Origin of the sequence: Deferrivibrio essentukiensis (genome assembly GCF_020480685.1) — a bacterium.
In the GTDB taxonomy this organism is placed as follows: domain Bacteria; phylum Chrysiogenota; class Deferribacteres; order Deferribacterales; family Deferrivibrionaceae; genus Deferrivibrio; species Deferrivibrio essentukiensis.
This window is the reverse complement of the sequence record NZ_JAJAFU010000005.1, coordinates 16,037-29,369: the sequence shown is the minus strand read 5'-3', so window position 1 is coordinate 29,369 and position 13,333 is coordinate 16,037. Positions and strand designations below refer to the sequence as shown.

Annotated in this window: 12 protein-coding genes; 3 read left to right on the top strand and 9 right to left on the bottom strand. The window is 31.8% G+C overall.

Annotated features, from left to right (window positions below; genetic code table 11):
- Nucleotides 1-3: 3 nt before the first annotated feature.
- The 8 genes from LF845_RS03950 to LF845_RS03915 form a co-directional block, all read right to left on the bottom strand.
- Nucleotides 4-453, bottom strand: coding sequence for an N-acetyltransferase (locus LF845_RS03950; RefSeq protein WP_242819702.1), 450 nt, complete (start codon nucleotides 451-453; stop codon nucleotides 4-6).
- Complete coding sequence (locus tag LF845_RS03945; protein ID WP_242819701.1) at nucleotides 454-855, bottom strand: hypothetical protein; 402 nt, start codon at nucleotides 853-855, stop codon at nucleotides 454-456.
- Between the two features lie 80 nt (nucleotides 856-935).
- Nucleotides 936-3,125 carry a transporter substrate-binding domain-containing protein gene (locus LF845_RS03940; RefSeq protein ID WP_242819700.1) on the bottom strand — a complete coding sequence of 730 codons (2,190 nt, stop codon included), beginning with the start codon at nucleotides 3,123-3,125 and terminating at the stop codon, nucleotides 936-938.
- Nucleotides 3,126-3,162: 37 nt separating this feature from the next.
- Nucleotides 3,163-5,181: a sensor domain-containing diguanylate cyclase gene (locus LF845_RS03935; protein ID WP_242819699.1), complete on the bottom strand. Its 2,019-nt coding sequence runs from the start codon at nucleotides 5,179-5,181 to the stop codon at nucleotides 3,163-3,165.
- 16 nt (nucleotides 5,182-5,197) lie between these two features.
- Nucleotides 5,198-5,680: a tRNA adenosine(34) deaminase TadA gene (tadA, locus tag LF845_RS03930; RefSeq protein WP_242819698.1), complete on the bottom strand. Its 483-nt coding sequence runs from the start codon at nucleotides 5,678-5,680 to the stop codon at nucleotides 5,198-5,200.
- Nucleotides 5,661-6,359: an RsmE family RNA methyltransferase gene (locus tag LF845_RS03925; protein ID WP_242819697.1), complete on the bottom strand. Its 699-nt coding sequence runs from the start codon at nucleotides 6,357-6,359 to the stop codon at nucleotides 5,661-5,663. The genes tadA and LF845_RS03925 overlap by 20 nt, the downstream gene beginning before the upstream one ends.
- Before the next feature lie 3 nt (nucleotides 6,360-6,362).
- The gene (locus LF845_RS03920) at nucleotides 6,363-7,151 is read right to left on the bottom strand and encodes a 50S ribosomal protein L11 methyltransferase (RefSeq protein WP_242819696.1); all 789 of its coding nucleotides are present in this window, start codon (nucleotides 7,149-7,151) and stop codon (nucleotides 6,363-6,365) included.
- A gap of 45 nt (nucleotides 7,152-7,196) precedes the next feature.
- On the bottom strand, nucleotides 7,197-8,915 hold the full coding sequence (locus LF845_RS03915) for a methyl-accepting chemotaxis protein (protein ID WP_242819695.1): 1,719 nt from the start codon (nucleotides 8,913-8,915) through the stop codon (nucleotides 7,197-7,199).
- Between the two features lie 358 nt (nucleotides 8,916-9,273).
- Here LF845_RS03915 and LF845_RS03910 point away from each other — a divergent pair, with 358 nt between their 5' ends.
- The 3 genes from LF845_RS03910 to LF845_RS03900 all read left to right on the top strand — a co-directional run bounded on the left by LF845_RS03910 (nucleotide 9,274) and on the right by LF845_RS03900 (nucleotide 12,143).
- On the top strand, nucleotides 9,274-10,263 hold the full coding sequence (locus LF845_RS03910) for a TRAP transporter substrate-binding protein (RefSeq protein ID WP_242819694.1): 990 nt from the start codon (nucleotides 9,274-9,276) through the stop codon (nucleotides 10,261-10,263).
- A 72-nt stretch (nucleotides 10,264-10,335) separates the two neighbouring features.
- Nucleotides 10,336-10,860: a TRAP transporter small permease gene (locus tag LF845_RS03905; RefSeq protein ID WP_242819693.1), complete on the top strand. Its 525-nt coding sequence runs from the start codon at nucleotides 10,336-10,338 to the stop codon at nucleotides 10,858-10,860.
- Nucleotides 10,860-12,143 carry a TRAP transporter large permease gene (locus tag LF845_RS03900; protein ID WP_242819692.1) on the top strand — a complete coding sequence of 428 codons (1,284 nt, stop codon included), beginning with the start codon at nucleotides 10,860-10,862 and terminating at the stop codon, nucleotides 12,141-12,143. Before LF845_RS03905 ends, LF845_RS03900 begins: the two co-directional genes overlap by 1 nt.
- 20 nt (nucleotides 12,144-12,163) lie before the next feature.
- Here LF845_RS03900 and LF845_RS03895 read toward each other — a convergent pair whose 3' ends face one another.
- On the bottom strand, nucleotides 12,164-13,288 hold the full coding sequence (locus LF845_RS03895) for a hypothetical protein (RefSeq protein WP_242819691.1): 1,125 nt from the start codon (nucleotides 13,286-13,288) through the stop codon (nucleotides 12,164-12,166).
- Between the last annotated feature and the right edge of the window lie 45 nt (nucleotides 13,289-13,333).

Here is a 13,333-nt window from a genome sequence, read left to right as displayed (position 1 = left end):
CCGCTACAATTCAATCATTACGGCAATTTCGTCACAATCAGGGAATAACGGACACTTAAGGCAATCTGACCATATCTTTCTCGGAAGTCCATCTTTTGAGATCTCATAAAACCCAAGTTTTTTAAAAAATTCAAGTTTGTAAGTAAGAGCAAAAACCTTTTTAATACCCAAATCCTTTGCCCTTTTTAATGCATTTTCTACTAACTGTTTACCAATACCTTTACCAATAAAATCTTCTTTTACAGCCAATGACCTAATTTCAGCTAAATCCTCCCATGAAGGATGAAGTGCACAACACCCCAATATTTGAGAGTTTTCCTCATACACATCAAACTCAAATATTCTCTCGTAAATTTCACTCAAGCTCAAAGTTAACATTTCACCCTTTTTAGCATGAAAATTTACAAGATTTTGTATCTCTTTAACATCAGGTATTTTAGCACTTCTAATCATCTATTTAAGTCCTCTTGAAAGCTCAGTATATATTTCTATAGCTGTTTCTTTGTCAGGAAGAAGGTTATAACCTTTTCTTGCTCTTATAGTAAATTTAACTGCTCCTTTAGTTACATTATCAACAGTCAAAAATAATTTTACTTTGCCAATTTCCGCTTTTACATTACCGTCAGTGATACTTGCAAAAAGAATAACACCGTTTCTTTTTTTAACTATACTTATAAATTTTTCAATTACTACCTCTTTCGGAGCATCAACAGCATCACTTACTGAATCAGCCGTCAATGAGTAAGTAGCTCCAGCACCAGCAGCAGCACCCACTACAACAGGAGCCACACAACCTGTCAAATTGTAAACGGAAAATACAAATAGTATAGAAATTATTATAACTCTTGATTTCATGATTCCTCCTCATCTAATTTTCTGAGATTGTATAATATACTTAACTTTTTATCAACAAATATTTAATTTACAAATAACCATTACTCAATAGCCTCGAAATCAAGATAGAAAATTGTCCCTGCCCCTCTCTTAGATTTAAAGCTTATGTTTCCACCTATCTCTTCTACAAATATTTTGGTAGCATACAATCCAAGTCCAGTACCTAAATTCTCTTTTGTAGTAAAAAACTTATTAAATATTTTATCTGCCATTTCCTCAGGAATACCCTCACCATTATCCTCTACTTCTATATGCAGCATATTTTTTTGAAATGATTTCCTAATAATAATTTGTCCATTATTTTGAATAGCATCTTTGCTATTTATCACAAGATTTAGAATAACTTGAAACAGTTTTTGTTCATTAGCAAGCAATTTACCACCTTTAGAAATAATTTCAATTTTCAAATCAACCTTTGGTCTAACTATTTGTTTAAGAAAATCATATTTACTCAGCAAAAATCCATCAATTTCAACAACCTTTTTCTCCTCTGAAGTTTTAGAAATATTATTTAATGATTTTAAAAATTGTGCACATTGCTCCGCTACTTCTATTATCTTAATAGCACTTGACTCATCATACATTTTTTTTAATTGAAGAATTGATGCATAGTTAATTATTATCCCTAATAAATTATTTACATCATGTACAACACTGCTGACAACATTAGTCAAAGCTTCATCTTTTTGAACTATTTCAATAAATTTTTGATGCTGATATTTTTCAGTAAAATCGATAAGTATGATCAGATAAAATAAATTATCTTCTATTTTAAGCTTTATAAGGTTAGCATCGATTATTTTGTTTTCAATTAGTTGGCTTGATTCTGAGTAAACCTTTTTTTTCTCTCCTGACTCTTTGAACTTGTCCAAAATGTCTTTAATATTAGCGGGTAACTCATTTACACTAATGTATTTATCAAATAAAGAGAACCACTCTTGTGATGTTTTATTCAAATATACCTTCTCATCCTCAATTAACATTACACCATTAGGAGAATTCTCGATAATAGAGTAGTACATATTTTCATAAAGCAAACTTGTGCTAATAGCTTCCATGGTTTCAGTTATATCAAGACCAAACAGAATAAAATCTGCATCATTAAATTTTACATTAAATACACTTACGTAAAAACTCTTTTCCTTATTCTTAGTTTTTACATTTATTTTAGTATTGCAAGGTGTTGTAAGCTTGATAAACTCATTTTTTCCCAACAATAATTCACCTAAATTAGATATTTCACCTTCTTTAAAACCTATTAACTTTTCAGCACCTTTATTCCAAAAGATAATTTTACCATTATAATCAAATGCAATGATTGCCATAAGAGGCAAATCCAGGGATGACTCGAGAAAGGCATTATAAGATTTTAGTCTTGTATTTTTCACTTTTAAAACAATAGATATTAAAATGAAAAACACACCTATTAAAAGCGATGAAGTCAGAATAATAGTATTAATTAAGTACTCTTTAATAGTTATAGGCTTTGTGATGTAAAACCATCTGTGAATCAAGATATCCATTTCACCATTTTTTTGTAACCTATCTATATATATGTTAATTTTCTCTAAAAGTTTTTTTTGAGAGACTGGCAAGTAAAAAGCTATTTCAGACTTTTCAAGAAACAAAGGTTTATTATTAAGAGTGAGAATCTTAAATTCGCCGCGAAAAAAAGAATATATTATATCAAGACTGTTGTAATAATCATTTATTACCCAGTTTACATCACCACTTTGAAGAGCCATAAATGAATCATAAGTAGATTTATAAATTTTAACAGATAGATGTTTGTTATCTAAAGCCATCTTGTCAGCCAATATATTGCCAGTTGAGTTTAGCTTAACACCAACCGTTTTATCCATAAGGCTTTCATACGAGCTATCAAACTCATTCTTTACTACAGCCACTAATCCAGAATTAAGGTATGGACTTGTAAATAAACCTAACTCTTTTCTTTTAGCTGTTACATAAATAGAGCCGATAGCTACATCACATTGCTTTTCTTCGACATTTTTTAATAATTGACTAAAACTATAACTAACAAAACTGCAATCATATTTATTTTGACTGCAAAAACCACTTATCAAGTCAACATCAAAACCTTTCAAGTTACCTAAATTATCTTTATATACAAATGGCTTATATTCTGAATAACAAATGTTTAAATTATCTGAAAATCCTTGAGAAAAAAAGAACAAAATTGACAAAATAACCCATATAATTACTTTCATATTAAAACACTATGTTAATAAATTTATTTTTCAAGCTTTATTCCCACTCAACCCTATTTCTCCCCGAACTCTTTGCTTTGTACAGCATATCATCAGCACGCTTTACGACAGAATCAACCGTATCTCCATTTTTATATTCTGTAACACCAAAACTAACGGTTACTTTTCTATCATCCAATATTTGGGCTTCCTCTATCATTTTCCTTAAATTTTCAGCCAAATTTATAGCACTATTGAGCTTTGTTTCAGGCAAAAGTATTATAAATTCTTCTCCACCCCACCTTGCAAACACATCCACTTTTCTTAATCTGTTTTTTACAAGCTCGCTAATCCTTTTTAAGACTGTATCCCCTACATTATGACCATAGGTATCATTAACCTGTTTAAAATGGTCAATATCAAAAATAACTAAAGAAAATGTGCGATTTGCCCTTTTAGCAAGCTCAAGCTCACTTTCAAATCTTTCACTAAAATAGCGCCTATTATAAACTTTTGTCAGATAGTCTTTCATTGACATTTCCCTAAAATAATCTTCAGATTCTTTTTGCTCGGTAATGTCAATCATATAGTGAATAAACTCAACCTCATTAATAGGTATCCACCATGCTTTATAAAATTTTCCATTGTGACTATCTTCTATCTCAATACTAAATTCAGTTTTTTGCTCTAAAGATTCAGATGCCAAACAAAAATCACATTTTATATCTGTAAAACTCAAATCATTTGGAAGAATATATCTTTGTTGTTTGGATATAAATTGCCCGCAAAATATACTTTCATAGCACTTTTCGCCTAACTTGCTGCCAAATCTTTCCGCTGCATTTTTGTTTTGTTTGCGAATAATCATATCTTTATCAATAAGCCATAAAAATCCTGGAAGAAGATCAAAAAGTAATTCTATTAATCTGTTTTCTTTTTTTATCTCATCTATTAATCTTTTTTCGGAAGTAATATCTCTCGCCGTCCCAATTGCCTCAATAGGCTCATTATTATCATTTCTTACTATCTCAGCTTTTTCATTTATCCACTTTATTGTATTGCCAACAATTATTCTGTGCTCAATATCATACACTTTGCCTTCAAGCGCATTTCTCCATGCATGTGCTACAAATTCTCTATCGTCAGGATGAATACGCTCAAAAAACAGCTCCAAACTTACCTTCGTTTCTTTTGGTAATCCAAATATTTTAAATATTTCATCCGACCACCATAAAACATTTTTTTTAATATTTATGTGCCAACTGCCTGTTTTTGAAACAGATTGTGCAGTATTTAAATACTTTAGATATTGCTTTAGATTAAACTCCAACTCTTTCCTTGGAGTAATATTTATATTGCTCCCCCTGACACCCACGCACTCATTTTTACTGTTCAAAACAGGTTTACAAATATGTAAAATCCACAATTCTTTGTTATCTTTAGTTATGACCTTAATCTCAATGGGTAATACACGATAACTATCAGAGCAGACTTCGCACATATGGTTTTTTAAAATTTCCTTAAAGTCTTTATGTGCAATATCCAACAATAATTCGTGAGAGTTATTATATTCATCAGGTCTTTTTTTAGAAATTTCATAAAAATTATCAGAAAAATAAAATTTATTTTCAATTTTATCTTCAAAAAACTCATAGCTATACGAGTTTTTTACAAAAATATTTAGTTTTTCATTTAATTGACTTATCTTTTCAAAGGCATAATATTCATCAGAAACATCATGTATTGTAACAAAATAGTAATCTTTATTTTTAATTTTAATTATACTTCCATACACTTTAACATATTTTATTGATCCATCTTTAAGGTAATGTTTTAAAAATTTAACTTCACCTTTTGTTGTAATAAAATCTACACGATTTTTTTGCTCATCAAATGGGATTTTTGTAATATCTAATGCATTTAGCTTTAAGAGCTCCTTATAAGTGTATCCATAAAATTCAATAGCAGCACTATTGACTTCTATTATTCTAAAATCCTGAGGGTCCACTAATGCCATAGGATAAGGGCTTTTATAAAAGATTTCCTCAAAATTTAGTTCAGATAATATTTTTTTCATTATCAAACCTTATAATTTACTTATTATTCATACTTCTTCTTATTTTAAAAAACAACCTCATAATGCTTTTTATTTCTTCTTCATAAATGCCGTAAGCATAATCTACTTTATGATTTAACGTATTTATATCAAATAGATTAGCCTTTGTTATTACCCCACCAAATTTAGGCTCAGCCACTCCAAAAACAACTCTGTTTATTCTAAAATGCAAAATAGCACCTGCACACATAATACAAGGCTCTAATGTTGAATATAAAGTGCAATCGTTTAATCTCCAGTCCCCTATAACATTTGCGGCCTCTCTCATTGCCACAATCTCAGCATGTTGAGTAGGATCTTTTGTCTTCTCTTTTATATTGAAGCCATTGCCTATAATTTTATCATCTTTTACAACTATAGCCCCGACAGGTACATCACCATTATCAAAAGCCTTTTTTGCATAATTAAGTGCAATTTGCATATATTCTTTGTCCCATAAATTAAAGTGAAAGTTTCTCAATCTCACTCCTCAAAAGCCCCGCAAACACTACTGCCGCTGTTTCACCCTTTAAAACAGATTTAAAAGGTGAGCATATTTTAAATCCAATCTTATTTAAATAATTGACTTCATCCATAGATAGTCCACCTTCAGGGCCGATAAAAAATACCACATCAGTAGACGAAACATTAGGAAATTGTTTGTCAGCTCTTTCGTAAAATAATATTTTTTCACAGTCGTTAAATATCAAATCTTTCAACTCTCTTGCTGGCATTACTTTTGTAATGAAATTATTTTCAGCCTGTAATGAGCCAAATATTGCTTTTTTTTGATACCTTAACATTGTTTCGCTATTTAATTGTCTCAAACTTCTTTCTGTTATTATGGGAATAATCTCAGTTACGCCAATCTCTGCCAATTTTTCTATTGAGTTATCCATATATTCCCTTTTCATCAGAGATATACAAGCGATTAGTCTATAATTTGGTCTTGTTGAGTTTTTTATGCTTATTCGTTTTAATAAAGTGTTTTTTTTGTTTAAAGATTCTATCTCGTACAAGCCGATGTTAAACTCATTTTGCAGAACAATCCTGTCTTGCACCTTGAGTCTTAAGACTTTTATATGATTGAGTATTTCCCCTTTTATTTCTATCCGTTCATCAAATTTATTATCCCAATAAAATCTCTTTATACCTTCCATCAATCAAAAATTCACCCTTTCAAAAACAGCTCCAAACCAGTTATCCATTTCCATTTGTTTTAACACATTAAACTTATTATTTCTAAACTTTTCAAGGAAATTATCTTTTTCATTAATTAATATTCCGGAAACAATAAGATATTTTTCTGCATGACTAAACAGCTTATCTTTGATATTTAGCAGCACACTTGATATAATATTGGCACATACTACATCAAAAGTAATATTTTGCTTAATACTGTCAATTCCACCTGCCCAAACATAAATATTATCACACTTGTTCAAAGCTATATTTTCGGAAGTATTACTAAGGGCTACTTTATCCACATCAAAACCATATACCGCGACTGAGCCTGAAATACTTGCAAGTATAGAGAGAATCCCGCTTCCACAACCTACATCAAGGATAATTTTACCGCAAGATAGCTCCTCAAGAAGCATTGCAGCAATCTTTGTCGTAGGGTGATTACCAGTTCCAAAGGCAAGGGAAGGATTTATTAAAATACTTTTTTTTCCCTCAACTTTATCCTTTTCATCAAAAATATATTTTACATTCTCTGTCAGCAGTCCGGGCTTTAAATATTCCTTCCATTTTTCCTGCCAACCCAAATTATCAACGTTATTCTCTACAAAATCAAGATTCATTGATTCTAATAAATCTGAAAGCTTCTTGTCAGAATAGAAAATATATTCTTTTTGAGAATAAATATCCTCTTCAATAATATCGATATCCAATAATTTTAATGAAGCTTCAAGCTCATCTGTAATAATTTTAAGTCTGTATTCATACATTAATTTCACCCAATTAAAAAGCCCTCACATGAGGGCTTATATTATTTATTTAATTTTAAATCTACTTATTTGTGTTTGTAAGTCACTTGCAAGTTTAGAAAGCATCTCTACAGCCTGGGCAGATTCAGCAGCAGCTAAAGAATTTTCAGCGCTTACCTTAGAAATACTCTCAACAGCACTTGCCATCATTTCGGTTGCTTTTGCCTGTTCATCTGTAGCTCTTGCAATATTCTCAACCTCAAAAGATACATTTTCCACATTAACTTTTATAGTATCAAGGGCAACTTTTGCCTCTTCAGCCTTCTCTTTCCCAATCTCAACCTGCTCCACACCTTCAGACATGCTTGCCACAGCACCACCTGTATCGGCCTGAATCATCTGCACCATATCAGCAATCTCTTTTGTTGCTTTGACAGTTTTTTCAGCTAATTTTCTTACCTCATCAGCCACTACTGCAAATCCGCGTCCATGCTCCCCTGCCCTTGCCGCCTCTATCGCAGCATTTAAAGCAAGTAGATTAGTCTGGTCAGCTATCTCATCAATTACCTGTATTATTTGGCCTATTTGCTCGCTTGACTCCCCAAGTGTCCTGACAGTATCAGCTGTCTGTTGAACTGTCCTTGCTATACTTTCCATCATCTCTTTTGTTTCCTCTACAACTGAGTGCCCTTTAATAACAGATTCTTTAGCCTCATTAGCGCTTCTTGCCACATTCGCAGCATTTTGAGCTACTTCATTAACTGTTGCGTTTACCTCCTCTACTGCACTTGCAGTTGTAGCTGTCTGTTCAGATTGCTCCTGTGCACCGGCAGCAATCATCTCAGCATTACTTGAAAGCTCTGCAGAAGTTGAAGCAAGGGAATCGACCGATTCAGCGACAACCATCAACACATTTTTAATATCTTCAACCATCCGATTTACTGAGGCAGCAACTGTTCCAACCTCATCTGTATAATTTTTATCTTCAACCATTTTACTGAAATCACCTTTTGCAATCTCACCTAGAGCAAGATTTACGGCATTAAGCCTTTTGAAAATGAATTTATCATTTAAGTAAAAAATTAAAAAAGTAACTAATAATACTACTATTATAAGAACAACAAAATCCTTTAAAAGGTTCTTATTAATGGCTGCATATATCGGTTTTAGAGGAATCATAATTTCAAAAGCACCATGAACTTCACCTGCTTTCCACCCCTCCATCTTTACGCCTGTGGGGTCAATTCCATCTGAGTTACCCCAATACTTCACAGAGTCCGCAGGATCACCATGACACCATTCGCACTCTTTTGAAAGTCTTACCGCCTTGAAATACCTGATAAACCCACTTTTATCATCAACCAAAACTTTTTCAGGTGTCTGACCACTTCCAGAGTCTTTAGACTTTAATTCTTCCAAAATGTTAATTTCAGTTTCATCCGGTGTGTTATCTTTATTTCTTGGAGAAATCTTAGGAACTTTGAATCCAACCCCAAGCTCTTCTGACTTATTTTTTAAAATCTTAATAGAGCTGACAACCGGGACTGCGTATAAAAATTTATTAACATCCTTTTTTAATTCTTCAAAATCATAAATACCTGCATTCCACTTTTCACTCATAAATTCTCTTACACCCTCAGCGGTAACAACAATATTTCTTGCTCTTTCCACTTGAGAATTTATAGCAACCTTTTTGGAAATGGATGCCGTAATCGCAAATAAAACACCAAAACATAAAAATATTACAGCACTTATCACAAGAGAAATTTTTAGTTTTAAATTCATAGCTCCTCCTTAAATATTATAATTTATATACTATCATAAATTACCATATTTCTTCCTATATCGTAAACAAAAAAATAATGTTTAGTTGTTTTTTTAATATATTATATTTTAATATACTTTTATATAAATGAAGGATAGTATATTGCAAAAATGCAATTAAATATAACAATATAATTTATTTATATATAACATAAATATCAACCATAACAATATCAAGTGCAACATATGTTACTCATAATCGCAATTTTGCAACAAATTTTACATCGCTCCAATAAAAAAGTGTTGTAAAATATAGAATAATTATTATGGCACAAAAAATGCTTAAGATAATGTCATAATAATCACAGGAGGATAGTATATGAAATTTTTAAAGTTATCAGCTTTAGTAGCTGTAGCTACATTACTAATGATTCAACCACTTTTTGCTGCAAAACCTATTAAGGTTAAATTTAGTCACGTTGTTGCAGTTGAAACACCAAAAGGAAAAGCTGCAGAATATTTAAAGAAACTTCTTGAAGAAAAATCAAACGGTAGGTTTCAGGTTGAAGTTTACCCTAACGCATCACTTTACGACGACAGAGAAGCAGTTGAAGCACTAAAAATGGGTGCAATTCAGCTTGCTTGCCCAAGCTTTTCAAAGTTTACCGGATTTGTTCCACAGCTTCAACTTTTTGATTTACCTTTCCTTTTCTTGTCTGACAAGCAACTTCACAGCTATATGGACGGTGAATGGGGTCAAAAGATATTGGCACAGATGGAGAAAAAAGGGCTTGTTGGTCTTGCTTTCTGGGATAATGGATTTAAAGTTATATCAAACAATGTTAGACCAATCATCAAACCTGAAGATATGGATGGTATCAAATTCAGGATTATGTCTTCTAAAGTGTTAGAAGAGCAGTTTAAAGTGGCTGGTGGTATACCTCATGTGTTGCCATTTTCAGAAGTTTACTCTGCATTGCAGCAGGGGGTAGTTGATGGCGCTGAAAATCCATGGTCAAATTTTTATACTCAAAAATTTTATGAAGTTCAGAAATATGTGACAGTTAGCTATCATGGTTACTTAGGTTATATGCTTGTTACAAGTAAACTTTTTATGAAACAGCTTCCTGATGATTTGAAAAAGATATTTGTTGATTCCGTAAAAGAAGCAACAGAATATGAAAGAAAGTTAGCAAAAGAGCTTGATGAATATTACTACAATAAAGTGAAAGAATTAAACAAGCTTGAAATTTATGAGCTTTCTGAAGCAGAAAAGAAAGTATGGCAAGAAACAATGAAAAAGATTTATCCTGAATTTTACGAAGTGGTTGGAAAAGAGTATATTGACGCTGCTCTTTCAATCAAATAATTATTGTAAATTAATTTAACTAAAATAGTCCGCCTATTAGGCGGACTTTATTTATGAATTATGGAGATAACAATGAAAGATTTATTTGAAAAGTTGGACAGTTATCTTGACTATATAAATATGACCGTAATGACAGTAATGATGGCTGTTGCCACACTGTTAGCTTTTATAAATGTAGTTTTAAGATATGTTTTTGGTACATCTCTTACGTGGGCCGGAGAGCTTACTTCTTATCTTTTTATATGGTCAGCACTTTTTGGCTCAGCGTATGGTTTTAAAATAGGCCTTCATATTGGAGTGACGGCCATTATACAGTCAATTAAACCAAAGATTGCAAAATATATACTATCTTTATCACTTATAGTAATCTTTATATATCTCTTGCTTATTGTAAAATGGGGCTATGACTTTGTTATGTTTAATTACGAACTCGAACAGGTATCAATCGATTTGCAATTACCATTCTGGATTATATACCTATGTGTACCTATTAGTATGTCAATTGCCGCATATCAGGTATTACTAAAAATTATAAAAACTATAAGAATTCCAGCTGATCAATTCAGTTATGATATGGTAATGAAGGAGCAACACTGATGATAACTTCTATACTTTTTATACTTTTATTTATCTCACTTTTGTTGGGTATTCCTATTGCTGTTTCACTTGGCCTTGCCACATCAATTACTATGCTTGCTTTTACTGACATACCAGCGCTTGTTATCGCACAAAAAATGTTTACATCAATAGATAAGTTTGCCCTTATGGCAATACCTCTTTTTGTACTTGCGGGCAATTTTTTATCTCAAGGTGGTGCAGCAGAAAGGATTATTAGATTTGCTAAAGCATTAGTTGGACATCTTCCAGGCGGTCTGCCGATGAGCGCAATCTTTGCATGTATAATTTTTGCTGCTGTTAGTGGCTCTTCCCCTGCGACAGTTGCAGCAATCGGCTCCATTATGATTGGCGCCATTCAAGATGCCGGCTACAGTCCAAAGTTTTCCGTAGGCTCTATTGTAACAGCAGGCTCACTCGGTATTCTAATTCCTCCCTCAATCGTTTTAATTGTTTACGGCGTAACTGTCGACCAATCAATTGGTAAACTTTTCATGGCAGGTTTTATACCAGGAATATTTCTGGGGACAATGCTTATGGTAGTAACATACATCTCAGCAAGAAGAGCCGGATTTAAAAAAGAAAAAAGAGCTTCAAATAAAGAAATTTTTACTGCATTTAAAGAGTCTGTATGGGCACTTCTTGTAATTGTTATCGTTATCGGTGGAATCTACGGCGGAATTTTTACTCCTACAGAGGCTGCTGCTGTGTCTGCTGTTTACGGATTTGTAGTAGTAAAATTTATTTACAAGGATTTAAAGTGGGCCGATGTGCCTAAGATAATTATGCACTCTGCCGCTACTTCGGCTATGATTCTTTTTATCATAGCAAATGCAATGCTCTTTGCTTACTTTTTAACAGTACAACAGATTCCACAAGCTCTTGCTCAGTGGATTATCGATATGAATTTTAGCAAGGTTGTTTTCCTTATTTTTGTAAATATTCTGCTTCTTATTGGTGGCAACTTTATGGAACCATCAAGCCTGATTATGATATTGGCACCCCTTATCTTTCCAGCAGCTATGAAACTTGGTATTGACCCTATTCATTTAGGAATAATCATTACTGTTAATATGGAAATAGGAATGCTAACTCCGCCGGTAGGATTAAACCTTTTTGTTGCAAGTGGGATATCAGGAATGAGTCTACAAGAAGTAATAAGGGCTTCGATGCCATGGTTTTTTGCTTTGTTATTAGGACTTTTAATAATAACCTACATACCTCAAATATCACTATTTTTACCAAATTTGATATACAAATTTTAAAGGGGGGTATTCCCCCTTTTTTATAAGATAAAATAAATTCCAAAAGAAATTGCAGACAAAATAAGAAAATCTATCAGTACAATATCATTTATTTCAAATGTACTTAAAATAAGCTTCTCTCTTATAATATTTCCCGGTAATTCTTTAATATTTCCTATTAATGCCATAGCCACAAAACTTAAAAATGAAACAAGAAAAGCATATTTGTTTAAGCCATATGCATTGATAATGTTGCTATAAATAGGGAAAAGAAGAAGAATTATTCCAAGTGGGTCAATTAAATCCATCAGGAAAAAAGCCATTATATAAACCAAAACTAACATAAACCCGCTTTCTGAAAATAAAATAGCAATATTGCTTATCAAATTTTCAGTTGAATTTGTATATACGCTATAGAAATTAAAAATATTTATAAAATATATAACAGAAACAATAATACCTGTACGGATAAAGGCACTTTTCGCCGATATTTCAACTAAATGTGTTTTAAATTTTTTTGTAACTGTCACTAAAATAAATGTGTAAAGAAAAAGTATTTGTGAAATAACATCAATAGGAAGCGATATTACATAAATTAAAAAATATAGCCCGATAAAATATATTGCCACCGGCAGTATATGTAAAATATTTGTCCCAGCTTTTTTAGGCATAAAATTTTTATTAAAAAGTAAGAAATAATATATCACCAATAAAATCAGCGTATAACTAAATGATATTAAAATTGCTTTTTTTAACGAGACTTCCAGAATCGATGCGATAATGATTAAAGGTATTGAAATAGGAGCCACATAACTAACTGCGGATAATAGGAAATAACTTCTAACAAAACTTCTCTTATTTCCAAATTCCTCTTTAATGAAATCGTCACTCAAAACTTTACTGAAAATTACACTTGAAGATATGGTAGTACAAATTCCAAGAAAATATATTAAGTAACCTATTAAATTGTTTCCAAAATTACTAAATACAGCCTCTTTAAATCTTTTGGTAAAACCTGCATTAAGAAAAAGCTCTGATGAGAGAAGAAAAAAAGGGACTGAAATTACTTCCGGTTTTGTTACCAAGTTGACAAAATTTTCATTTAAGATAAATAAAATTTGGTCAAAACTAAGGCCTAAATATAAAGAAATTGCTAAAATGGCCACAAAAAAAATTGAGCTTAATGAAAAAGAAAAAAAACTCAACATTAC